Origin of the sequence: Oceanibaculum pacificum (genome assembly GCF_001618175.1) — a bacterium.
Classification (GTDB): Bacteria; Pseudomonadota; Alphaproteobacteria; order Oceanibaculales; family Oceanibaculaceae; genus Oceanibaculum; species Oceanibaculum pacificum.
Genome location: NZ_LPXN01000099.1, coordinates 22,598 through 46,755 on the forward strand (window position 1 = coordinate 22,598; position 24,158 = coordinate 46,755).

Consider the following 24,158-nt stretch of genomic DNA (forward strand, 5'->3'; position numbering starts at 1 on the left):
TCGCCCTTATCGCCACCGGGAGTCGGCCGCGCCGCCCCGACCCTTCCTGCCTTTCGAAAAGGCTTGGCCGGTCGGCGAAGCCATTCGGAAAGCGGCGTTTCCCGCGATCCGCGCCCCGGCCGTCTTCGTGTCATCCTATTATGGCAAGCGACCGAAGGGATAGTGCGTTGTCGGCTTGGCTCAGCGCCGCGCCCAGAGGAAGATCAGCCCGGCGCCGATGATGGCGGAGGCGATCAGCCCGCCGGCATAGGGTGCTATGGCGAGCCCGGCCATGACCAGCGGCGCCGCGATGTCCACCACGCGCCAGCGCGTTATCCGCGCCCCGCCGAACAGGATGGCGAAGGCGATCACGAACAGCACGCCGGACAGCAAGGCCTCGCCGATGGCCAGCCAGCCGCCGGCGGCCAGCATGCCCGGATACATGAGGAACAGGAACGGCACCACATAGGTGACGGCGGCCAGCTTCACCGCCTCGATGCCGACCGGCAGCCAGGGCGTGCGGGCCAGCCCGGCGGCGATGAACACGGCGACGCAGACCGGCGGCGTGATGACCGAGATGGTGGCGAAGTAGAACACGAACATATGCGCCACGATCGGCTCCACGCCGGAGCGGGTCAGCGCCGGGGCCAGCACGGCGGCGACCAGCACATAGGCCGCCGTGGTCGGGATGCCCATGCCCAGCACCATGCAGATGGCGGCGACCAGCAGCGCCAGCAGGAAGATCGAATTGCCGGCCAGGCTGGCGATCAGGCTGGAGAGCGAGATGCCCACGCCGGTCATGTTGATCATCGCCACCAATATCTGCGCGCCGACCAGCAGCACGCCGATCAGCACCAGCCCGCGCCCGGCATCGTCCAGCGCGTTCACCAGCAGGCGCGCCATGTCCTTGGCGTCCTGCAGCGAACGCACGCGCACCAGCACATGCGCCACGACCAGGGCGGCGATGCCCCAGAAGGCCGAGGTCTGCACCGACCGGCCGGTGAACACGCCGATCAGCAGCCCGCCAAAGGCCGCCACGATGGGCAGCAGTCGGGCCAGGCGCAGCACCGAGGCCCAGCTTGGGATCTGATCCTCCGGCACCAGCGGCAGCCGGCCGCGCAGGGCGGCGACATGCACGGTCAGGAAGACGCCGAGATAGAACAGGAAGGCCGGCATGATCGCCGCGATCATCACGTCGGCGTAGCCGATGCCGAGAATCTCGGCCATCACGAAGGCGGCCGCGCCCATGATCGGCGGCGCGATCTGCCCGCCGGTCGACGCCACCGCCTCCACCGCGCCGGCGAAAGCCGGGCGGTAGCCGGTGCGCTTCATCAGCGGAATGGTGAAATTGCCCGTGGTCGCCACATTGGCCACCGCGCTGCCGCTGATCGTGCCGAACAGGCCGGAGGCGATGGTGGCGATCTTCGCCGCGCCGCCGGGGCTGCGCCCGCCGATGCGCGCGGCCAGATCCATGAAGGTCTGGCCGGTGCCGGTATAGAGCAGCATGCTGCCGAACAATACGAAGGCGGCGATGGTGGTGGAGGCGACGCTGGTCAGCATGCCCCAGATGCCCAGATCGCCCAGCAGCAGCGTCTCGGTGACGAAATAAATATCGAAGCCGCGATGCGCCAGCGGGCCGCTGAGATACTGCCCGAAAAAGGCATAGGCCAGCCCGGCCAGCACGATGCCGGGAAAGATCACGCCGACGGCGCGGCGCGCGGCCTCCAGCACGGCGATTACCAGCCCGACCGTCAGCCATATGTCGTGACTCTCCGCCATCGGCAGCGAGGTCATGATGACGGCGTGGTTCACGGTGATGTAGAAGCAGGCGGCCAGCGACACCAGCACCAGCGCCAGGTCGACGACAGCCCCCAGAGGCCGCCAGGGGCGGCCCGCCCCCAGCGGATAGAGCAGCAGCGTCACCGCCACCACGAAGCCGGTGAAGACGGCGCGCTGGATCAGGCTTTCGAACTGCCCGAACGCCGCCGTATAGAGAACGAAGAGGCCCAGCGATACCGCCAGCAGGCGGGTCAGCCCGGCAATCACGCGGGAGGACCGGCCCAGCGGCCGGCCCTCATCGTTCAGCTGGACCTCTTCGGAACTCATTTCGGCGCGATCCGCTCAGGCAGGGTTACGCCCTTCTCCTTGAAGTACTTGGCAGCACCCGCATGCAGCGGGATCGAGCCGTAATCGACCGTCACCTGCATCAGGTCGACGCCCTTCAGCTCGGCCATCGCGCCGGCCTGCATCTCCTTGTCTTCCATTGCCGCCTTGGTGATCTGGTAGGCAACCTCATCCGACATGTCGGGATGCGCATGCACGGCGATGCCGATGCTCCAGGTGGTGTAGGCCGGCACGCCCTCGGCAGCGCCCGCCGGCACGGTGACGACGCTCACCTCGGGCATGCCCTTGGCGATCTTGTCGGCCTCCTCCTTGGTCAGCGACAGCACCTTGATCGGCGAGAAGGTGTTGATGTCCAGCGTCGAGCCGTCGAGCTTGTTGCCGGCGCCGCTTTTCACATAGCCGATGGCGCGGTTGTCCTTCACGGCATCGACAATGTCGGTGGTGGAGCCGCGTACGGCATCGACCTCCAGGCCGAGTAGCTTGAACACCGCGTCGGTGGTCGCCTCGGTGGCGGAACCGCGCAGGCCCGGATTGAACTTCTTGCCTTTCAGCCCGGCGACGCTGTCGACGCCGCTATCCTTGCGCACCACGATGTTCTGCGGTGCCGGCACATAGACCCACAGCAGGCGGGTATCGACCGGCTTGCCCTCGAAGGCGGCCAGGCCGGCATAGGCCTGGTAGCCGGTATTGGTGGTCACCAGCCCCATATCGATCTGCTTGCGGGCCAGCCGGCGCAGATTGTCGACCGTGGCGCCGGTCTCGACCACCGAGGTCTCGACGCCCTTCACCTTGGCGTTGATGAGCTGCGACAGCGCGACGAAATAGCCGTAATGCGACGACGAGCTGCTGGTGGAGCCGATCAGCAGCTTCTGCTGGGCGGCGGCGGGCGTGGCGATCAGCGCGGTAAGCGCACAGGCCATGAAGAGTTTACGCATGGTTGGTCCTCCCTCGGTTTATTGGTTAGTTCAGCGGATCAGATGGGTAAGCGCCTCCGGCACGGTCACTTTCAGGTCGAGCAGGTGGAAGCTGAGGCACTTGCCGTGCGCGTCCAGATTCAGCGCCTGGGTCACGCCGCCATCCAGCACGCCGTCGAGCACGAAGTTCATCGCGTGCAGCTTCGGCAGCTCGTGGCGCGCCACGGCGCTGGGGGTGCGGTGGCGGAAATGCGCCGTCACCGCCTCGACAGTCACCTGCTCGCGCAGAGTCTCGTACAGCGCCGGGTCATAGGCGATCAGGCTGATGTTCAGCCGGTTGCCCTTGTCGCCGGCGCGGGCATGGGCGATGCGGTGCAACAGGGTTTCAGCCATGACGCGCCTCCAGCATCTCGATGCGCGGCCGTGCCGCCGCGCGCGGCACATAGCAGGAGATTGTGGAAATCCGCCGCCGGCTGCTGAGGCGGATGCCGCCGCCGGCGGCCGGGCCAGTGCAATACAGCGCCTCGATCTCCTGCAATCCGCGCTCCACCGATTCCTTGTCCGGGCCGCTCATGGCGACGCGCAGGCGCACATCGCGGGCGGCGGCCTCGTCGGGCGCGAAATCCCGCCAGGCGGCCCCGCCATCGTCGGCCAGCACGCTCATCACGCCGATCAAGTCGAAGCGCAGCTTCAGGCTCTGTGGCGCGCGGCGGCGCACCATCTCGCCGGCCAGCCGGGCGCGGGCGGCGGCGTTCGGCCCCATGTAGGAAATCTCGCCCTCGCCGATCCAGCCGCCATCGAAGCAGACGGTGACCTTCAGCGTCTCCGGCCGGGCATGGCCGCGAATGCCGTCGACGCGCACCCGGTCGCCGCCCAGCTCGACGATCTCCGCGCCGGTGATGTCGGCGGCTACGTCGGGCGTCAGATAGCCGGCGGGGTCGTGCACCTCGTACAGCAGCTGCTCGGTGACGGTGCGCCGGTCGACCAGCCCGCCGCCGGGCGGCTTGCCGATGACGAAGCTGCCATCGGCGTTCATGGTGGCGATGGGAAAGGTCGCCTCCTCGATATTCGGCACGTCCTTCAGGCCGGGATCGGCGAAATAGCCGCCGGTGACCTGGGCGCCGCATTCCAGCAGATGGCCGGCCATGGTGCCCTGCGCCAGCCGGTCCCAATCATCGGTCGCCCAGCCCAGATGGTGGATCATCGGGGCCAGCGCCAGCGACGGGTCGGCGACCCGGCCGGTGACCACGATGTCGGCACCCTCGGCCATCGCCTGGGCCAGCGGCTCCGCGCCCAGATAGGCGTTGGCGGAAATCAGCAGCTTCTCGTCCGGCAGGTCGGGGCAATGGGCGCGCAGCACCTCCAGCCCGTCGGCCTGCAAGAGATCGTCGCCGGTGATGACCGCGATGCGACCGTTCAGGCCGGCCTTCGCCATCAGCCCGTCGATCAGCCGGCCGGCGGCGGGCGGGTTGCCCGCGCCGAAATTACCCAGGATGGTGATGCCCGCCTTCAGGCAGTCCGGCAGAATCGGCTGCAATATCGCCGCCAGCTTCGGCTCGTAGCCAAGCTCCGGATTCTCCCGGCGGCGCAGCTGCGCCAGCGCCAGGGTGCGCTCGCCCAACGTCTCGAACATCAGGGCCGTGGGGCCGCCGCCGGTCATCAGCTCGCGTATCACCGGCTGGGCGGCATCGATACGGTCGCCGGAAAATCCCGCACCCGATCCAACGCGGATCGATTGGACTGGCATTCGCTTTCCTCCTTGCGCGGCGTCTACCGGCCACTTCACTTTAGGATTAGGAAAGCAATTCATAGGCGTCAAGCATTTATGTTCGGTATATATAAATCATGTCTATCAATCTGACGCTGCGGCAGCTGAAGGTGTTCGTCGCCGCCAGCCGGGGGAGCAGCTTCAGCGAGGCGGCCGAGCAGCTCGGCATCACCCAGCCCTCGCTCAGCAGCACCATCCGCAAGATCGAGGAACAGCTTGGCCTGCGGCTGTTCGACCGCACCACCCGCACGCTGGCGCTGACCACCGACGGGCGCGACCTGGCGGCGGTGGCGGAGCATCTGGTGCGCGATTTCGAGAAGACGCTGGAATCGCTGATCAGCCGCTCGTCCGGCCAGCGCGGCCGGGTATCGGTCGCGGTGCTGCCGTCGATCGCCGCGGCGGTGCTGCCGGGGGCGCTGCACGCCTTCGCCGCCGCCTATCCGGAGGTCGAGGTGACGGTGCGCGATTATCTGCAGGACCGGGCGATCAGTGCGGTGCGCGACGGGCTGGCGGATTTCGCGGTGACCACGCAGCCGGCGGTCTATCCGGAGCTGACCAGCGAGGAGCTGGGCACCGACGCCTTCCATCTGGTCTGCCGGGCCGATCATCCGCTGGCGGCGCAGAGCGAGACCACCTGGCAGCAGATCACCGCCTATCCCTTCATCGCCATGGCGGCTTCCACCTCGGTCCGGCGCTTCGCCGAGGGCGGGCTGGTGCAGGCCGACCGCACCATCCGTGCGCGCTACGAGGTGGAGCAGATTCCCTCCGCCGTCGCCCTGGTCGCCGCCGGGCTGGGCGTGACGGCGCTGCCGGAGCTGACCTTGCGCATGTTCCCGCGCGAGGGGCTGGCCTCGGTGCCGATCCTGGAGCCGGTGGTGCGCCGGCGCATCTGCCTGGTCACCGTCACCGGCCGCAGCCTCTCGGTCGCCGCCAGCTTCCTAGCCGACGAAATCCGCATTGCGTTCCAGCGGCTGGACTGATCAGCCGCATTCCGCCATGTCGAGGGCGGGCGCCTGGCCCAGCGCGCCGATGAAGGCGGCGATGCCGCGCGCCGACAGGGCGTAGCTGGCGCGGCCGGCATTCTCGGCGTCGATGCGGATGAAGCTGTTGATGCCGACCACCCGGCCGCAGGCATCGACCAGCGGGCCGCCGCTATTGCCCTGCGCGATATCGGTTGAATGCACCAGCACCTCGTCGCCTGTCGGCAGGGTCTGCACCGCCTGGATCGAGCCCTGGTTCAGAACCAGCGCCGGGGCGGCGGTCAGGTCGCCGCCCAGCAGCCGCCACATGCTGTCGTCGGCCATGGTGAGGAAGCCGGGATAGCCCGCCGCCACCACCGGCTGCAATGCATCGTACTGGCCGGTCAGGCCCAGCACCTGGGTCGGCTTGGCGTCCGGCACCCGGATCAGCGCATAATCGATGGCCCGGTCGTCCTGCTTTTGCGACATCGCCACCACCTGGCCCTTCACCACCCGGCCAATGGCGCGCGAGGTGACGGCGACCTCGCCATTGGTCGCCTCCTCCGCGACATGGCGGTTGGTCATCAACAGGTCGGGCGCGATGAAGAAGCCGGTGCCGGCGCTGTCGCCGGCCAGCACCATGGCGGTGGCCGCGCGCAGCCGCTCGCGCAGCGCGCTGGTGGACAGCGGTGTCGATGGCGCGGCGGCGAGGGCGGCGTTGCCCTGCTGCGCCCCGCCCTGCTTTACCGTACCTGGCGGGCACTCATCGGCGGCGATCTCGGCCTCAAGCTTGTCGGCTTCGGCCTGCAAGGCGGCGAGGCGGTCCGCATCCCCCTGATTCGCCGGATTTCTCTGATTCGCCGGGGCCGGCACATCGCGATATTCCACCGGCGGCGGCCGCAGCCACAGCCACAGCGCCAGGCCCAGGATCGCCAGCGCCAGCAACGCATAGGCGGCGATCCAGGGCGCGGTCAGCACGGGCTTGCGGTCGTCGGGGGCCGAATCGGCTGTCATCGTCAGGGGCGCACCGGTCGGTTGCGGGTCGGGCATCATAGGCAGACCGGCCCGGCGGGAACAATCGCCGATGGATTGCCGTCTGGTTGCCACCCGGCGGTTGCGCTAGGCTGCCCGCCGACGCATCGGATGGATGGCGACAGCAGACGTGGCAACCGCGACCCTGATCAGAACCGCTTCGCCGGCCGGGCGACGCCCGCTTGGCGTGCAGGGCCAGCAGGTGATCGATTCGCATCGCCAGATCGACGCGGTGCTGCGCGCCCGTCTCGGCGCGGACCATGCCGACCTGTTCGCCCGGCCGGAACGCAAGGGCGATGGCGGCTTCGACTGGTACGCCGCCTGGCCCGGCGCGGTGCGGCCTCTTTCCGATCTGCCGCCGGAGGAGCGCGCCCCGCATGAGGCGGATATTGCGCGCAAGCTGGCCGATATCCGCGTGCTGGCCGCCGAGCAGGCGGCGCGCGGCGGCTCCGGCGCGACGCTGGCCGAGATGCTGGAGCGCGCGACCCAGCTTGCCGACACGTCGGACGCCTATCTGGTCGAGGGCCGGCCGGTCCTGACCTTCTGGGGCTTCGCGCCGGAAGACCCGGCCCATGCGCCCGCCAGCTTCACCCCCATTGGCGCGGTGGCGAAGCCGGTCCTGCCGCCCGAGCCGGTCGCCCCGGCGCTGGCCGCGCCGGCCGCCGGATGGGGCGGCTGGTGGCGCTGGCTGCTTCTGCTGTTGCTGCTGGGAGTGCTGCTCCTGCTGGCGCTGCGGGCCTGCGAGCCGGTGCCGCCGGTGGTCGTGGAGCGCCCAGGGGAACGCCCAGTGGAGGCGGAACCGGCCGATCTTGCGGGCATGGAGGAGCGCCTGGCCGAACTGCGCGCTCAGCGCGAGGAGCAGTTGAAGGCCTGCATCGTCCCGCCGATCCCGCGTGGTGAGATACCGGCGATCCCGACCGAGCCGCCGGCGATTACCGAACCGCCTCCCGCCATGCCGCCCCCCGCCACGCCCCCGCAGCAAACCCCGGCATTGCCCGATTTGCCGGCCCTGCCGGAGATCGCGCAGGTGCCGGCGACCCCGCCGCCGACGCGCCAGCAACCGGCGCAGAATGCCTGCGTGCCGAACCGCCAACCCTATGAAGCGCCGGAGGTGGTGCTCGTGGTCGACGCCTCGGGCAGCATGCGCGACAGCATCCCCGGTGCGGCAAACCGGATGCAGGCGGCGCAGCGCTCCATCGGCCAGCTCGTCGGCGGACTGCCGCAGGATGTCGATGTCGGGCTGGTGGAATTCACCGACTGCACCCGGATCGACCGCGACCGTTTTTATGGCGCGAATGAGCGCGGGCAGCTGATGAGCCGGGTGAACGGCCTGTCGCCGCAGCGCGGCACGCCGCTGGCCCGCTCGGTGGAGCGCGCCGGCTCGGTGATTTCCAGCCAGGTCGACGGCGTGGTGGTGGTGGTGACCGACGGGGCGGATTCCTGCGGCGGCGATCCCTGCGCCGCCGCCCGCGCGGTGGCGCGCAGCAAGCCGAAAGTGAAGATCAACGTCATCGATATCAGCGGCTCCGCCGGCAATCCCACGGCGCAATGCATGGCGCAGGCGACCGGCGGCCGCGTCTTCCAGCCGAATAGCGCGGCCGACATGCAGGTCATGGTGCAGCAGGCCAGCGAACAGCCGGATATACGCGCATGCCGATAGGATTCGCCGGCCCCCTCCTGCGCAGTTCGGGCATGGACGAGTACCGGCCGCTGGGCGCGCTCGGTCAGCCGGCCTATCTCAGCCACCGCAAGCTGGTCGCGGCCCTGACCCCGCGCCTGGGGCCGGCCGCCGCGCATTATCTCGCCCGCCCGGAAATCGACGAGGCCAACCGGCAGGTGCATTGGCATGCCGAGATTGACGGCCCGGTGCGCCGCTGGGCCGATCTGCCCGAGGCGGAGCAGGCCCGCTTTGCGCCCAAGGTGGTGGAGATCCGCGACGGGCTGCTGCGCTTCGTCGCCGAGCTGGAGGCGCGCGAGGGGGTGACGCGGGCCGAAAGCGGCTTCGCGCATCTGGTGCGCCAGGCGGTGCGCTCGCCAGGGGGGGAGACGCTGTATCTGGTCGGCGACACGCCGGTGCTGACGCTGTGGGGCTTCGAGGGCGGCAGCGCGCCGTTCGATACGCTGAGCTTCAACCCGGTCGGCGTGCGCGCGCCGGCCATGGCCCAGGCTGCCGCAACGGCTGCCGCGCCGGTCGCGGCCGTCGCAGCCGCCGGCCGCCCCTGGTGGCATTGGCTGTTGCTGGCGCTGCTCGCCTTGCTGCTGTTGGGCCTGCTGTTCTGGCTGCTGCGCGGCTGCGAGATGGTCGGCGATGGCCGGCCGGCGGAGGAAAGACCGGTCGATACGGCGCCCGATCCGACCCTGCCGCCGGGTTCCACCGGCCCTGACGCGATCTTGCTGCCGCGCGGCGACGGCACGGTCGAGGGCGTCATCGCGGTGCCGGAAGGGACTGTGCCCGACGCTGGCGCGGTCCCCCCAGGTGCGCCTCCTGGCGCGGAGACGCCGCCGCCGGAGCCGCCGGCTGCTGAACCCCCGGCGTCCGAGCCTCCCGCATCGGAGCCGCCCGGGCCGGAACAGACGCCGCCGGAACCGCCTGCATCCGAGCTGCCCCCGTCGGAACCGCCGCCTTCGGAGCCGCCCCCGCAGGACCAGCCGCTGGATCTGCCGCCGCCCGATTCGCCGGCGGCGGGACAGGGCAGCGTCGGCTTCCTGCAGGGCGAGTGGAAATCCGATGGCGGGCTGGTCGACCAGAGCAGCGGCCGGCCGCTGGACCAGCGCTACCGGTTCGACGATCAGGGCCAGGGCCAGGCGGTGATCCGGCGCGCCGATGGCAGCGAGTGCCAGGCCCCCGCCACCGCCAGCCGCACCGCCGATGGCGGGTTGCGCATTGCCGAACAGGGCCCGCTCTCCTGCCCGGACGGCAGCAGCTACGCGCCCTCGGTCACCGAATGCCGTCCCGGCGCGGATGGGCGGACAAGCTGTGTCGGCGTGAATCCCGATGGATCGACCTACAATGTGGGGATCAGCCGTTGATCGCGCCTGTCGACAGGCCCAAGGCTGGCCCCGGTGTGGCTTGCATGCGCCGCGCCGGTCATCCTTTAATGGGGCGCAGGAAAGGGAGCCGGGTCAGTCCATGGTGCTGAAGGAGCGTTTACGTCACTCGAAGACGGTGTCGATCATTCCGCGCAGCGGGATCCAGTTTCTCGATTTCAGATTGCGCTCGACTGGGGACAAGCTGCCGCGCGACTGGGGCTGCCATGATGCCGTGCGCGCCGGGGCGACGCCGCAGCCCGGCGAATTCGCGCTGGTCAGCCGCGACGACGAGCCGGTCAGCCTGCAGACCCGCAGCATGGCGGCGAAATACACGATCGGCCGGCGCGAGGTGTTCGAGCTGTTCGGCGACCGCTGGACGCCGCTGCCGCTGCTGCGCCGGGTTGGCGACGGTTTCTATCGCGGGCCGTCCAACTGGGCGCGCATCCGCATCATCCCGCTGCCGGAGCCGGATGAGGACGGCAATGATTATCACCTGGTGCTGGCGCTCGACACCGACCTGATGACCCATGTCGAGGGCCGTCCCTACCTGGCCCCGTCGCTGGCCGATGCGGAGGCGGGGCTGCCCTTCGGCCTGGCGAACGATGCCGCCTCGGTCGGCTGGTTCCTGGCCGAGGAATGGGTCGTGCTGTGGGTCAACGAGCTGTATCGCGAGATGCTGCAGGCCCGCCGCCAGCAGCGCCAGGGCCGCCGCCGCGCCGACCCGGTGGCGCCCGAGGAAGTGGCAGAGGAACTGGCCGAGACCGGCTATGCCGAACCGCTGCTGCGCTATGCCGCCCTGCTCGACCTGCTGGACCGGGCCGAGGTGCTGCCGGAGAATGTGAAGCTGGTCGATACGCTGACCAGCCGCCGCCAGCCCTTCATCGATTGCGACCTGGTGCTGGATGTCGGCAATTCGCGCACCTGCGGGCTGATCGTCGAACGCGACCCCGACCATGGGGCCGATGTCGCCCAGGCGGTGAAGCTGGAGCTGCGCGATCTCGGCAACCCGCAATATGTCTATTCCGATCCGTTCGAAAGCCGGGTGGAATTCGCGGTCGCCAGCTTCGGGCGCAACCATCTCTCGCACCGCTCCGGCCGCAGCGACGCCTTCGAATGGCCGACGCTGACGCGGGTCGGCGAGGAAGCCGCCCGCCTGGCCGGCCAGCGCGTCGGCAATGAAGGCTCGACCGGCATGTCGAGCCCGAAGCGCTATCTCTGGTCGACCGAATCGCCGGCCCAGCCCTGGCGCTTCAACCACCGCACGCTGCGCGGCGATATCGAGCCGCTGGCCGCCCAGGGGCCGATGGCGGTGCTGGTGAACGATGCCGGCACGCCGCTGCATCGGGTCGGTGCGGAGGGCGACAGCCTGCCGGCGATGGAGGCGCGCTATTCGCGCAGCAACCTGTTCAGCTTCGCGCTGACGGAAATCTTCCTGCAGGCGCTGACCATGATCAATGCCGCCGCGCATCGCTCGCGCCGGCCGAATGGCGACAATCCCCGCCGGCTGAAGCGCATCATCATGACCATGCCCTCGGCCCTGCCACTGGCCGAACGGCGCATTCTGGCGGAGCGGGCGCGGGCCGCGCGCGACCTGGTCTACCTGGCGCTGAAGCTGGCCAAGGTCGGCGAGAATGGGGCGCTGATCTGGGAGGCGGACGGCGTTGTCGAGCCGGAAATCCTCCTGGTCTGGGATGAGGCCAGCGCCACCCAGGTGGTCTATCTCTATACCCAGATCGTGAAGAATTTCGCCGGCCACGCCCCGGCCTTCTTCGCCGCCATGCGCCGGCCGGAAAATGCGGAAGCCAAGGGGCTGCGCATCGCCACGCTGGATATCGGCGGCGGCACGACCGACCTGGTGGTCACCGAATTCACCCATGAGGGCGCCGGCAATACGGTGACGATCTTTCCGGAGCAGCTGTTCCGCGAGGGCTTCAACGTGGCCGGCGACGATCTGGTCTACCGCATCATCCAGGCGCATGTGCTGGACCGCATCGAGACGGCGGTGGAGGCAGCCGGCGTGCCGAATGGCCGGGCGCTGACCATCGATCTGTTCGGCGGCGACCGGGGCGACATGGATGTCTCCGACCAGGTGCGCCGCCAGCAATTCGCGCTGCAGGTGGCCGCCCCCATCGCGCTGGCCCTGCTGTCGCGCTACGAGGCGGGGCGCGAGGCCGGCAGCGAGGCGACCACGCAGCTTGGGTTCGCGGATATTTTCGGCCCCGGCGAAACGCCGGCCGAGGGCGTCATCGCCCGGCTGAATTCCGAGGTGGAGCGGCGCGGCGGCGTCGGCTTCGATCTGCGCGCGCTGGCCTTCCCGGTCGATCTGGACGCCATCGAGCAGACCGCGCGCGGCGTGTTTCAGCCGATTCTGGAGGCGATGGCGGAGATTGTCTGGCGCTATCGCTGCGATCTGCTGCTGGTCTCCGGCCGGCCGTCGCGCCTGCCGATGGTGAAGGCCTGCCTGGAGGAGGCGCTGCCGATGCTGGTCGGCCGGATCGTGCCGCTGCACCGGTTCCGCGTCGGCCACTGGTATCCGTTCCGCGATCATGAGGCGCGCATCGACGACCCCAAAACGACGGCGGCGGTGGGGGCGATGATCTGCGCTTTGGCCGAAGGCGGCATAGAGGGTTTCAATTTCCGGTCAGATCGTATCCGGAATCCGAAATCGACCGCGCGCTATATCGGCAAATTGGACGGTGCGGGGCGTATTCCGGCGGTCGATACCTATTACGCCGATATCGATCTGGAAGACCCCGACACCGACCTGCCGGAGGGCGGGTTCGAGTTTCGCGGCGTCATGGCGCTGGGCTTCCGGCAATTCCCGAACGAATGGTGGCCGGCGACCCGCCTCTACACGCTGGATTACCGCAGCGAGGAGGATCGCCGCCGGCTGCACGCCAGGACGCCCATCGAGGTGCGGCTGAAACGCGGCCGGGTGCAGCGCGGCGACGGGCTGACCGAGGCGATGGAGATCGACGAAGCGCGCGATGCGGCCGGCGGCAATGTGCGCCAGTCGCTGACCCTGAAACTGCAGACATTGAGTGATGGCGATGGCTACTGGCTCGACACTGGCATCCTCCGCCGTAGCTGACGCCGCCGGCGACTTGGCGGGCGCGGCCGGTTCCGCGCGCGGCTGGGTGCGCGAGACGGCGGCGGAGTCCGCGCGCATCAAGTCGGAATTCCCGGCGCTGATCGATCTGTCGCGCCGGGTGGAGAATGCCGCGCGCAAGCTGGGCAACGCGGCGGCCCGGCGGATGTGCGTCGGCATCTTCGGCCCCAGCCAGGCGGGCAAGTCCTATCTGGTCTCCCGGCTGTGCAAGAAGCCCGCTTCCGCCGGCGGGGCGGATGAGCGGCTGGTGGCCGATATCGGCGGCCGGGCGATGGATTTCCTGCGCGAGATCAACCCGCCGGGCGACAAGGAATCGACCGGGCTAGTCACCCGCTTCACCAAGATCGCGGTGCCGACGCCGGACGGTTATCCCGTCTCGCTGCGGCTGCTGGGCGAGACCGATCTGGTGCGCATCTTCGCCAACAGCTTCCTGCTGGATTTCGACGCCAACAATTTGTCCTTCGACCCGCCGGGCGAGCCGGAGACGCATGCGCTGCTGGCCGAGCTGCGCAAGACCGCCAAGGCCCCGCCGCTGCCGCATCTGGGCGAGCTGTCGATCTTCGATCTGAAGGAATATCTGGCGCGCAATTTCTCCAAGCGGCTGACGTTCCTGGAGCCGGCCGGTTACTGGGATTTCGCCCTGGCGCACGCGGCCGAGCTGTCGATCGCCGACCGCGCCCGGCTGTTCAGCGTGCTGTGGGGCGGCATCGAGGAGTTCACCGCGCTCTTCGTCCGGCTGGTCCAGGCGCTGGAGGCCATCGGCTACCCGGCCGAGGCGCATGCCGCCATCGCGGCGCTGACCCCGCGCGAGCGCAGCATCATCGATGTCGACCGCATCAAGCTGGAGCTGGGCACCGAGGCCGACGAGGCGGACTGCGTGCCGGTCAAGGGGACGAAGACCGCCGAGCTGCCGCGCGCCGTGCTGTGTGCGCTGGTCGCCGAACTGCGCATCGCCATGCGCAACGAGACCTGGCCGCTGTTCGACCAGGTCGACCTGCTGGATTTCCCCGGCGCGCGCTCGCGCGAGAAATACCGCAGCATCGCCGAGCGCGCGGAGGATGACGACGATCTCGCCCGCCGGCCGCGCGAGCTGTTCATTCGCGGCAAGGTCGCGGTGCTGTTCCAGCGCTATTCGGAGGAGCGGGAGATCACCGCCATGCTGCTCTGCATGGCCGGCAGCAATGCCGAGGTGAAGGATCTGGGCCCGCTGGTGCGCGACTGGATCTGGTCGACCCATGGCGAGACGCCGGCGGAACGCCAGCGGCAGCGCAACGCGCTGTTCTTCGTGCTGACCAAGTCGGACGCCGATTTCGTCACCAAGGAAGGCGAGGACGAGGAATCCCGGCGCGGCAAATGGTACCGCCGTGTCTATGCCTCGATGATCGAGCTGTATCAGCGCGATGGCTGGCTGGACGATTGGGACGGCAAGCCTTTCCGCAACACGCTGTGGCTGCGCAATCCGGGCATCGAGCAGACCCATCTGGTCAGCTATGCCACCGAGGAGCGGGGCGGGGCGCGGGTGCGCGTCGAGCCGCTGACCGAAACCGGCTATGCGCCGGACATCGCCGCCCGGCTGCCGGAGATACGCCAGCATCTGCTGGCCGATGAGCGCGTGACCCGCTATTTCGAGGATGCGCCGGCCGCCTATGACGCGCTGCTGGCGCTGAATGATGGCGGCGTGTCCTACATCGTCGAGAAGATCGCCCAGGTTTCCGATCCGCGCGTGAAGGATGGCCAGGTGCGCGGCCGGCTGCTGGCCCAGGCGCAGCATCTGACCGACGGGTTCCAGCGCTTCTACGATGCCGGGGCGTCGGGCTCGCGCGAGGAGAAGCTGCAAAAGGCGAAGCAGGCCGCCGAGGCCGCCGGCAAGGCGATCGTCGCCGACGAGTTCCGCAGCGCCGGCCGGCTGCTCGACGCGCTGAGCGCGCAGGAGGATGAGCTGCGCGGGCTGTATTTCACCGTGGCCAGCATGGCCGGAGAAGAAACCCAGGCGCTTGCCCCTGCCGCCGGGGGCAGCATCTTCGACGATTTCGAGGAAACGCCACACGCCCCGGCGGGCGTCAGCGAGGGCGACCGCAGCCAGGCCTTCGCCGAACGCGCGGTGCAGCACTGGATTCGCCGGGTCCGCGAATTCGCCGCCGACCAGACCCATCCGTTGCGCCGGAAGATCGACGGCGACACCGCCGATCTGCTGGCGCAGGAGCTGATCGCCGCGACGCTGCGCCGGGGCGTGGCCGGCAGGATCGCCGCCGAGGTGCGCCGCCAGGTCTCCATCGGCTCGGCCGATTGGGAGAATGCCTCGGCCCGCGCCGCCTGCGTCGCCGCCAATGCGATCAACGAGGTGGTCACCAGCTTCGGCTACACCGCCCTGCCGCCGGATGCCCGGCCGCCGGTGCCGCCCTTGCCCGAACCCGCCCGCCGCCGCGCCTTCGCGCCGCCGCCCGGCTTCGACGGCATGCCGGCCCTGGCCCAACGGCCGATGAAACTGGCGCGCGACTTCACGCAGGATTGGCTGGCCGCGCTGGTGCAGGCTGCCATCGACAATATGGGCGTGGCTGCGGCGCGCGAGATTTCCGAGGCGCAGAACGCCGCCCTGGGCCGGATTCTGGACCGCGCCCATATCGAAGCCCGGCTGGAGCAGGCGTAATGACGGTCATTCGGGCCTATCAGGATCTGGCGCTCGATCCGCCGGGCTGGTGCCGGCTTGCGATCGAAGGCGTGTCGCTGGACGAGGGGCCGGTGGAAATCAGCATCCGGCGCGGCGGGGCGAACCGCCCCTGGCTGGGGGCCGACTGGCAGGAGGACGAGGCCTGGAACCGGCTGGAGATCGTCGAGCGCACGGAAAACGGCTTCACCGCCCGCATCGGCCCGGACAAGACCGTGCCGCTGGGCGGCATCGCCACGGTGGCGCTCCAGTTCCGCGCCGCCGGCCAGCCCTTCCAGCCCGGCAACGGCACGCGCATCGCCTGGCCGAAGATCATCCTGCCCGGCGGCAACAGCGCCGGTGCGGTCCCGCCGCCGCCAGAGCCAGAGCCGGAGCCGGAACCCGAACCGAGGATTCTGGCGGCGGACCCCCCGCCGCCCATCGAGGTAAATCCCGACAAGCCCAATTTGCGGAAATGGCTGTGGCTGGGGCCGCTGTTGGTTCTGCTCGCCGTCGGCTATTATGTCTGGGATTCCGGCATGCTGGAGCGCGAGCGGCCGGCCGTGGCGACCGGCCCGTTCTATGACGAGCTGGCGATGCGGGAGTTTCTGAACGCCGAGCCCGACGGCCCGGCGGCAACCGCCAAAGCCGACGAGTTTCTTGCCGCCGGCCATCCCGATCTGGCGCTGCTGATCTATCGCCATGCCGACCGCAAGCAGGATGCGGCGGCGGCCTACGCCATCGGCCGCATGTACGATCCGGCGACGCACACGAAGGAGACATCCGCCTTCCCCGCGCCGGATGCGGAGCAGGCCGCCAGCTATTACCGCAAGGCGGCGGAGGCCGGGCGGGCGGACGCGCAATTCGCGCTGGGCCGGCTGCTGCTGTCGGGCGCGACCAGCGACGCCAGCGGGCCGGAACAGGGCACGGTCTGGCTGCGCCGCGCCGCCGACCAGGGCCATGCCGAGGCCAAGGAAAGCCTGGCCAAGCTGGGCATCGAATAAAGAGGGAGACGCGTATGCGCCGCATCCTGCCGCCCCGCACTTTTGCGCCCCGCATTCTGGTGCTCTGCGCCTTGCTGCTGTCGCTGCTGGTGACAGCCGAGGCCGTGGCGCAGGCGCGCCAGCCGCTGCTGATGGAGGGCAAGCAGACCCTGTTCCAGCGCGTGCTGACGCGCCCGGGGACGGCGCTGCTGGACAAGCCGGGCGGCAAGCAGGTGGCGGCGCTGCCGCCCTTGTCGATCTTCTATGTCTATGGCCGGCAGGGCGAGCATATCGAGGTGGGCAGCAACAGCGCCGGGCGCATCGCCGGCTGGGTGAAGGCGGACCAGGCGATCGACTGGAAGCAGTCGCTGGTGCTGACCTTCGCCAACCCGGCGGGCCGCGACCGCGCGCTGTTCTTCGCCGAGGAGAATGCCATGCTGGACATGGTGGAGGCCGACGATCTGGCGCAGCAGCTTGCCGCCATCCGGCGCGACATCGAGGCCAAGGGCGAATCCCCGTCGGACAAGATCGTGGCGGTGGAGCCGAAAGAATTCGTCGATATCCGCCAGCAATTCTATCTGCTGCCGATCCTGCAGGCGCGCGAGACGGCGCTGGCCAGCGGCTTTCGGGTGAAAAGCGTCGAGGTTGCCTCGGTGACCGCCAGGCCGCGGCCGCCGCAGATGTCGCAGCGGGCCAATGAGGGGCTGAAGGATTTCAGCGCCGCATTGGTCTTCGTCATCGACGCCTCGACCTCCATGGGCCCCTATATCGACGAGGCGCGCGCCGCCGTGGCGCAGATCTACGACCGCATCCAGGCCGCCGGGCTGGCCGACAAGATGCGCTTCGGGCTGGTCGGCTATCGCGACGACCCGAAGGCGGTGAAGGGCGTGGACTATCTGTCGCGCCTCTTCGTCGATCCCGCCCAAGTGCGCGACCGCGAGGCGTTCCTGAAGCTGGCCGCCGGGCTGGAGGCCTCGAAAGTATCCACCCGCAGCGTCGAGGAGGATGGTTTCGCCGGCCTGATGGACGCGGTGGATGAGGTGGATTGGTCATCCTATGGCGGCCGCTACATCGTGATGATCACCGATGCCAGCTCACGCGCCGCCAACCATCGCTTCTCCTCCACCGGGCTGGGGGCGGAGCAGGTGCGCGAGAAGGCGCTGGAGAAATTCATCGCCACCTATGTCGTGCATCTGAAAACCCCGGAAGGGGCGAAGGACCATGCGGCGGCGGAGGCGCAGTATCGCGTCCTCAGCGCCTATCCCAATGTCGGGGAGCTGTATTATCCGGTGCAGGCCGGCAGCGTCGCCAGCTTCCGGCGGAATGTCGACGTGCTGGCCGACGCTATCGTGAACCAGGTGGAGCAGGCGGAGAAAGGCAAGTTCGCCGCCACGACTGACGTCAAGGCCGGCGACCCGGCGGCGGACATCAAGGCCAAGACGGCGGCGCTGGGCTATGCCATGCAGCTTGTCTATCTGGGCCGCGAGAGCGGCACCCAGGCTCCTGACCTGCTGCGCGCCTGGACCATCGACCGCGATCTGAAGGACCCGTCCAAGACCGCGCTTCAGGTGCGGCTGTTGATGACCAAGAACCAGCTCAGCGATTTGCAGGCGGCGCTGCGGCAGATCGTCGATGTCGGCATCGCCACCGAGGTGAGCCGCGACAAGTTCTTCGATCAGCTCAAAAGTGCCGCCGCCGTGCTGAGCCGCGACCCGACGCAGATCGGCAAAACCGGCCAGACCAATCTGGGCGAGCTGGGGCTGATGGGCGAATATCTGGAGGATCTGCCCTATCGCAGCCGGGTGCTGGCCCTGTCGGAGGAGATGTGGAACCGCTGGAGCATCGGCGAGCAGGTCGCCTTTCTGGACGATCTCAGCGCCAAGATCAGGCTGTATCAGAGCTTCCATGACGATGTCGCCAATTGGGTGGCGCTGGATGAAGGGGCCTCGCCGGGCGATGCGGTCTATCCCGTGCCGCTGTCGGCGCTGCCGTGAGACTGATCGAGATTGCCGGGCTGGAATGCCGGCGCGGCGATTCCTTCCGGCTGATCGTGGCGCGTTTCGTCGCCCGGCCGGGCGAGCGCCTGGCGATCGTCGGCCCCAGCGGGTCGGGCAAGAGCACCTTCCTCGACATCGTGGCGCTGACGCTGGCGGCGCAGAAAATGGGGGCGACGGAAAAGCCGGGCCATTTCCGTTTCTCCGGCATGGATATCGGATCGCTGAACGATGCCGCTCTGGCGGAATTGCGCGGCCGGGATATCGGCTATGTGTTGCAGACCGGCGGGCTGCTCGGCTTCCTGTCGGGGCGGGAGAATGCGCGGCTGCCGCTGCGCCGGCTGGGCCGGCCGCTGGAGGCTGCCGACCGGCTGCTGGAGCGGCTGGGCGTGGCCGATGTCGCCGGGCGCAAGCCGGCCGCCCTGTCGATCGGCCAGCGCCAGCGCATCGCCATCGCCCGCGCCCTGGCGCATCGCCCGAAGATCGTGCTGGCCGACGAGCCGACCGCCTCGCTGGATCCGGACAGCGCCGGGAGGGCGATGGACCTGCTGGTCGAGATGGCGGCGGAGCAGGAATGCTGCGTGCTGCTGGTGACGCATGATGCCGCCCTGGCGGCGCGCGCCGGGTTCGAGGCGGTGGCGTGCCGCGTCGGCGGCGGCGCCGGCGCGGCTGTCGGCCTGATCGAGCGGGGCTGAGCGATGCGCGGCGCGCTGCTGATCCTCCGCCTCGCCATCGCCGACCTGAGGCATGACCGGCTGGTCAGCCTGTGCCAGATTGTCATGGCGGCGGCGGTCATCGCGCCCCTGCTTCTGCTGTTCGCGCTGAAGCATGGCGTCGCCACGACGCTGCTGGCGGAGCTGCGGGCCAATCCGGAGACGCTGCGCATCCGCCCGGTCGGCTCCTACCGGCTGGGGCCGGATTTCTTCCGCGACATGGCGGGCCGCCCGGAAACCGGGTTCCTTGTTCCCGCCACCCGGGCCATCGCCACGCAGATTTATCTCTCGAAGGCGGAAGGCCGCGCCCCGCTGGCCGATATCCAGATGCTGCCCACCGCGCCGGGCGATCCGCTGGGCCAGGGCAGCCCGCTGATCGCGGAGCGGGGGCAGGTGGCGCTCAGCACCGCCGCCGCCCGGCAGCTCGACGCCGGCCCCGGCGACCGGCTGCGCGGCATAGTCGAGCGCAGCCGCGACGGTCGGGTCGAGCCGGCTACGGTGGATCTGACCGTCAGCCGCGTGGTGCCGGAGGCGCTGTATCTTTCATCCACCGCCTTCGTGCATCCCGATCTGATCGAGGCTGCCGAGCGCTATCGCGACGGCTATGAAGTTCCGGCCTTCGGCTGGCCGGGGGAGCGCGCCTGGGAACCGATCGCGGAGTATGCCAGTTTCCGCCTCTACGCCCGCGACCTGTCGGATGTTGCCCCCTTGGCCGAGGCGGTACGCGCCGCCGGCATCGAGACCCGCACCGATGCCGACCGCATCGCCGGCATCCTGGCGCTGGACCGCAATCTGAACGCGCTGTTCCTGATCGTCGGCTCGGTCGCGGCGGCCGGGCTGGTCGGCGCGCTGCTTGCCGGCATGGTGGCGGGGGTGGAGCGCAAGCGCCGCGCGCTCGCCGTGATGGGGCTGCTGGGCTTCCGGCGCGGGCTGCTGGCCGCCTTCCCCATGGCGCAGGCGGGGCTGCTGGCGCTGGCCGGCTATGGCCTGTCGCTGGCGGTCTATGGCGCCGGCGCGATTGCCGTGCAGTCCTATTTCGCGCCGCTGCTGCAAACCGGGCAGGCGGCGATAGCGCTGGAGCCCTGGCATTTCGCCGCCGCCGGGCTGGCGACGCTGGCGCTGGCGCTGCCCTCGGCGCTGGCGACCGGCTTCCGCGCGGCGGCGACCGAACCGTCGGAGGCGCTGCGTGAGGTGTAAGACATTCCTGGCCGCCCTGGCCGCCCTGGCCGCCCTGCTGCTGCCGGCGGCGGCGCAGGCCGCCGATGTTTCCTGGAACGAGCGGCTGTATAACCCCGTCCCGCTGGCTGGCGACCTGATCCTGCCGATGCCCTGCGGCGGGGCGATGGCCTTCCGCCCGGTGCCGGTGCCGGCGGAAAAGCTGCTGGGCGACCGCAAGCTGGTGCTGGGCGGCACCGATGAGCGTTTCGCCTATGCCGAAAGCAGCCGGTCGGACCATATCGCGGGTTCCTTCAGCGGCGGCAAGGAAGGCGGGCGGCTGTATTATCTCGGCAAATACGAGGTGACGGACGACCAGTATGCCGCCTTGTCCGGCACATGCGGCCGCGCCTCCAATATCGGCCGGCTGCCCAAGACCGCCGTCACCTGGCTGGAGGCGATGGATTTCGCGACATCTTACACCGAATGGCTCTACGCCAACGCCGCCGACAAGATGCCGACGGAGGATGGCGCGCGCGGCTTCCTGCGCCTGCCGACCGAGACCGAATGGGAATATGCCGCGCGCGGCGGGGCGGCGGTCAGCGAGAGCGCCTTCGTCGCCCCGGTCTTCCCGATGGCCGAGCCGCTATCGGCCTATGCCTGGTACGGCGCGCCGGATTCGTCCGACTTCAAGCGCCAGCCGGTCGGGCTGTTGAAGCCGAATCCGCTGGGCCTGCACGATATTCTCGGCAATGCCGGCGAGCTGGCGCTGGAGCCCTACCGGCTGAACAAGGTCTCCCGCCTGCACGGGCAGAGCGGCGGGGCGGTGGTGCGCGGCGGCGATTTCTTCACCCCGCAGGATTCCATCCGCACCGCCCAGCGCCAGGAGATGATCCCGTTCGACGCCAAGGGCCAGCGACGGCTGGAGACGGTGGGCTTCCGCCTTGCCGTGTCCGCGCCGGTGGTCACCTCGGCCGACCGGCTGGCCGAGATCGAGGCGGAATGGCGCAAGCTGCCGGCGACTGAAAGCGCGCTGGCCGGCACCGCCCGGCAGGAGGACCCGTTGCAGGAGCTGGCGGTGCTGATCGACGCCGCCCAGGACCCCGCCTTCAAGGAAAGGCTGAAGGAGCTGCGCACGGTGATGCGCGCCAACATCGTCACCCGCAACGAGCAGCGCGACCGCGCGGCGCGCAACCTGCTGCGCTTCGGGGCGATCCTGGCGCAGCGCATCCTGGACGCCGACGGCATCCGCGGCGGCCGGGAAAAGGCGCTGGCGGCGCTGAAGCCGGCCTATCCCGCCGGATCGCCGGTGCTGACCGAACTGGCCGCCGATGTCGCCGCCGCCGCCCAGGATGTGGAAACCAATATCGTCCATTACCGCGACACCATCGTGGAATTGATCCGCGACTATCCGGACAGCGTGATCCAGAGCCAGGGCAAGGTGCTGGACGCCGAGCTTTCGGCGCGCGGGCTGAAAGCCTTGCAGCCGCTGGCGGAAACCTTCCGTCGGCATGTCGGCGTTTTCCGCGACAAGGGGAAACTGCCTTCTGCCGACATCGTGCGTGCGCTAAAGTAGCAACTGTGTCTGGCAGGGAAGTGCAACTCATGGTTATGGCAACATTACGCAAGCGCGGTCGGATCGTCTGTCTGGCGGCGGCGCTTGCCCTGGCCGGCTGCGAGACCGTCGGCGACCGGGGGCCGCTGACGGCGGACGAGGAGCTGCTGCGCACTCAGTCGAAAACCTTCGTGGCGGAGAATGTCGCCGGCGGCGCCGCGGCCGGCGCGGCCATGGGCTGCCTGCTGATCGGCATATTGGTGGTCGCCTCGCGCGGCGATTCCAGGGATATCGCGGCGGCCTGCGCCGCGGGCGCGGTGGGCGGCGCGGTGCTGGGCGGGGTCGACGGCTATATGAAGGCCAAGCAGGCGCAGTACAAGGCGAATGAAATCGCCATGCTGGAATCTATCGCCGCCGACGCCCGGTCCGACAATGCCCGCCTGTCGCAGGCGGTGGAGACCGCCAAGCGCGTGGCCGAGCTGGACCGCCAGCGGCTGGACAACCTGGCCGCGCGGGTCAAATCGAAGCAGATCACCGTGCAGCAGGCCCGCGCCGAGGCCGGGGTGATCCGCGACAATACCAAGCAGATCGAAACCATCCTGGAAGGCGCGCGCGAGAAGCGCGACACCTATGTGCAGGCCCGCAACGGCATGAGCGGCGCCAACACCGCCGCGCTGGATGGGGAGATCACCCGCCTGAACCAGGAGATCGCCGTGCTGGAGACGCAATTCACCTCGGTCAACACCTCGCTGCGCGTGGCGGGGCTGGGCTGATGGCGCGGATGTCCCAGGCGTTCGTCACGCCCGCCGCAATTGCCGCCGCCGCCCTGCTGCTGGCCGGTTGCGCCTATACCGAAACCTCGGCGAAGCTGGCGCGGGGCGGCTATTACGATACCCGGCTGACCACCGCGCAGCGCAATTACGAGAATGAGCAGGACCGCAAGACCCAGCTTGAGCGCGACCAGCAGCGCCTGGCCGACGAGCGCGCCAGCATCGAGCGGGATACGCAGCGCTACGACCAGCAGCTCGCCGCGCTGAACGCCGAGCTGAAGCAATCGAACGCCGATCTGGAGCGGGCGCGCAACACCAACAAGGTCTCGCGCGCCCAGTACGACAAGCTGAAGGCCGATCTCGACCAGCTTCGCCTGGAGGAGCAGGCGCAGTCCTTCTCCCGCGCCGATCCGGGTGAAAAGCAGCGCAAGCTGGAGGAGCTGCGCGGCCGGAAAGAGGCGCTGCAGGCCGCGATCAAGGCTTTGGCGGCCGGCTGATTCAGCCGATACTCCAGGCTCTGGGCGACGCCCCGACGATTTTCCCTTCACCGGCGACGCCGCCGTCGCAGGAACAGCGCATGACGCATCCTTCCGGCCCCACCCTCCCGCGCTATCAGGAGATCGTGCACACGCTGCTGGCCGAGGTGGAGCAGGGCGTGCACAAGGTCGGCGCGCGCTTCCCGACCGAGCAGGAGCTGTGCGCTCGCTTCCGCGTCAGCCGGCACACGGTGCGCGAGGCGCTGCGCCGGCTGCAAGGCATGGGCCTGCTGAACCGGCGGCGCGGGGCCGGCTCCGTGCTGGCGGCGCGCCAGGCCGACGGGCGCTTCCATAATTCGATCAGCGCCCTGGACGAGCTGCTGCAATATGCCAGCAGCACGCGGCTGGAGGTGCTGTCCACCGAGCGCCTGATCGTCGATGCCGTGCAGGCCGAGCGGCTGGGCTGCCGGGCGGAGACGCAATGGGTGCGCGTCAGCGCGCTGCGCCGGGCCGAGGGCGCGTCGGAGCCCTTCGCCTATACCGAAATCTATGTCGATGCGGCGCTGGGCGACGTGGTGCGCGATATCGGCCGCAAGCAGCGCGCCGTGCATGCGATGATCGAGGAGACCTACGGGCTGACCATCGCCGAAGTGTTCCAGACCATCGAGGCGATCCCGGCTGACGCCAACACCGCCTCGCGCCTGGCCCTGCCGGCGAACGCCCCGGTGCTGCTGATCGGCCGGCGTTATTTTGCCGAGGATGGCCGGCTGGTGGAAATCTCCGTCAACACCCACCCCGGCGGCCGCTTCCGCTACGAAATGACGCTCCTGCGGCGGTAAAGCCTTCGCGCCCTGCCTCCTCCCCCTTGAGGGGGCAGGGTCGGGGTAGGGGTGGAGCCCACCTTGCGCCGTCCGCGCCATACCCCCCTCCCCACCCTCCCCCGCAAGGGGGGA

Annotated in this window: 18 protein-coding genes; 13 read left to right on the top strand and 5 right to left on the bottom strand. The window is 69.4% G+C overall.

The features are described 5' to 3' along the window. Positions 1–180: 180 nt before the first annotated feature. Genes AUP43_RS08165 through AUP43_RS08180 form a run of 4 tightly spaced genes read right to left on the bottom strand, consistent with a single transcriptional unit; the run spans position 181 to position 4,764 of the window. Entirely contained in the window at positions 181–2,085 is a 1,905-nt protein-coding gene (locus tag AUP43_RS08165) for a TRAP transporter permease (protein ID WP_084462651.1), read from the bottom strand. After that, complete coding sequence (locus AUP43_RS08170; protein ID WP_198154851.1) at positions 2,082–3,038, bottom strand: TAXI family TRAP transporter solute-binding subunit; 957 nt, start codon at positions 3,036–3,038, stop codon at positions 2,082–2,084. Before AUP43_RS08170 ends, AUP43_RS08165 begins: the two co-directional genes overlap by 4 nt. A gap of 30 nt (positions 3,039–3,068) precedes the next feature. After that, on the bottom strand, positions 3,069–3,410 hold the full coding sequence (locus tag AUP43_RS08175) for an AtuA-related protein (RefSeq protein ID WP_067554967.1): 342 nt from the start codon (positions 3,408–3,410) through the stop codon (positions 3,069–3,071). Beyond that, positions 3,403–4,764: an acyclic terpene utilization AtuA family protein gene (locus tag AUP43_RS08180; RefSeq protein WP_067554969.1), complete on the bottom strand. Its 1,362-nt coding sequence runs from the start codon at positions 4,762–4,764 to the stop codon at positions 3,403–3,405. Before AUP43_RS08180 ends, AUP43_RS08175 begins: the two co-directional genes overlap by 8 nt. Positions 4,765–4,862: 98 nt before the next feature. On the opposite strand from AUP43_RS08180, the gene AUP43_RS08185 reads away from it, so the two are divergent. Continuing rightward, positions 4,863–5,765: a LysR family transcriptional regulator gene (locus AUP43_RS08185; protein ID WP_067554972.1), complete on the top strand. Its 903-nt coding sequence runs from the start codon at positions 4,863–4,865 to the stop codon at positions 5,763–5,765. On the opposite strand, the gene AUP43_RS08190 is transcribed toward AUP43_RS08185, so the two are convergent. After that, positions 5,766–6,758, bottom strand: coding sequence for a S1 family peptidase (locus AUP43_RS08190; RefSeq protein WP_198154852.1), 993 nt, complete (start codon positions 6,756–6,758; stop codon positions 5,766–5,768). Between the two features lie 148 nt (positions 6,759–6,906). Between AUP43_RS08190 and AUP43_RS08195 the strand changes: the two genes are divergently transcribed. From AUP43_RS08195 to AUP43_RS08250, 12 genes are all read left to right on the top strand, one after another. Continuing rightward, positions 6,907–8,436, top strand: a complete 1,530-nt coding sequence (locus AUP43_RS08195) for a VWA domain-containing protein (protein ID WP_157089276.1) — start codon at positions 6,907–6,909, stop codon at positions 8,434–8,436. After that, entirely contained in the window at positions 8,427–9,806 is a 1,380-nt protein-coding gene (locus tag AUP43_RS08200; protein ID WP_067554980.1) for an SrfA family protein, read from the top strand. The genes AUP43_RS08195 and AUP43_RS08200 overlap by 10 nt, the downstream gene beginning before the upstream one ends. Positions 9,807–9,906: 100 nt before the next feature. After that, positions 9,907–12,897 carry a virulence factor SrfB gene (locus AUP43_RS08205; protein WP_067554984.1) on the top strand — a complete coding sequence of 997 codons (2,991 nt, stop codon included), beginning with the start codon at positions 9,907–9,909 and terminating at the stop codon, positions 12,895–12,897. Beyond that, the gene (locus AUP43_RS08210) at positions 12,851–15,562 is read left to right on the top strand and encodes a virulence factor SrfC family protein (RefSeq protein ID WP_084462653.1); all 2,712 of its coding nucleotides are present in this window, start codon (positions 12,851–12,853) and stop codon (positions 15,560–15,562) included. Before AUP43_RS08205 ends, AUP43_RS08210 begins: the two co-directional genes overlap by 47 nt. Continuing rightward, positions 15,562–16,563 (top strand): tetratricopeptide repeat protein, encoded by a 1,002-nt coding sequence (locus tag AUP43_RS08215; protein WP_067554990.1) that lies wholly within the window; start codon positions 15,562–15,564, stop codon positions 16,561–16,563. Before AUP43_RS08210 ends, AUP43_RS08215 begins: the two co-directional genes overlap by 1 nt. 14 nt (positions 16,564–16,577) lie before the next feature. Next, entirely contained in the window at positions 16,578–18,536 is a 1,959-nt protein-coding gene (locus AUP43_RS08220) for a vWA domain-containing protein (RefSeq protein ID WP_067554993.1), read from the top strand. After that, positions 18,533–19,231, top strand: a complete 699-nt coding sequence (locus AUP43_RS19570; RefSeq protein WP_157089277.1) for an ABC transporter ATP-binding protein — start codon at positions 18,533–18,535, stop codon at positions 19,229–19,231. The genes AUP43_RS08220 and AUP43_RS19570 overlap by 4 nt, the downstream gene beginning before the upstream one ends. A 3-nt stretch (positions 19,232–19,234) precedes the next feature. Beyond that, positions 19,235–20,446 carry an ABC transporter permease gene (locus tag AUP43_RS08230; RefSeq protein ID WP_067554996.1) on the top strand — a complete coding sequence of 404 codons (1,212 nt, stop codon included), beginning with the start codon at positions 19,235–19,237 and terminating at the stop codon, positions 20,444–20,446. Next, positions 20,436–21,980 carry a formylglycine-generating enzyme family protein gene (locus AUP43_RS08235; RefSeq protein WP_067554999.1) on the top strand — a complete coding sequence of 515 codons (1,545 nt, stop codon included), beginning with the start codon at positions 20,436–20,438 and terminating at the stop codon, positions 21,978–21,980. Before AUP43_RS08230 ends, AUP43_RS08235 begins: the two co-directional genes overlap by 11 nt. A gap of 35 nt (positions 21,981–22,015) precedes the next feature. After that, positions 22,016–22,732, top strand: a complete 717-nt coding sequence (locus AUP43_RS08240; protein ID WP_198154853.1) for a hypothetical protein — start codon at positions 22,016–22,018, stop codon at positions 22,730–22,732. Further along, the gene (locus AUP43_RS08245; protein ID WP_067555005.1) at positions 22,732–23,226 is read left to right on the top strand and encodes a hypothetical protein; all 495 of its coding nucleotides are present in this window, start codon (positions 22,732–22,734) and stop codon (positions 23,224–23,226) included. The genes AUP43_RS08240 and AUP43_RS08245 overlap by 1 nt, the downstream gene beginning before the upstream one ends. 80 nt (positions 23,227–23,306) lie before the next feature. Then, positions 23,307–24,044, top strand: coding sequence for a GntR family transcriptional regulator (locus AUP43_RS08250; RefSeq protein ID WP_067555008.1), 738 nt, complete (start codon positions 23,307–23,309; stop codon positions 24,042–24,044). Positions 24,045–24,158 lie beyond the last annotated feature (114 nt).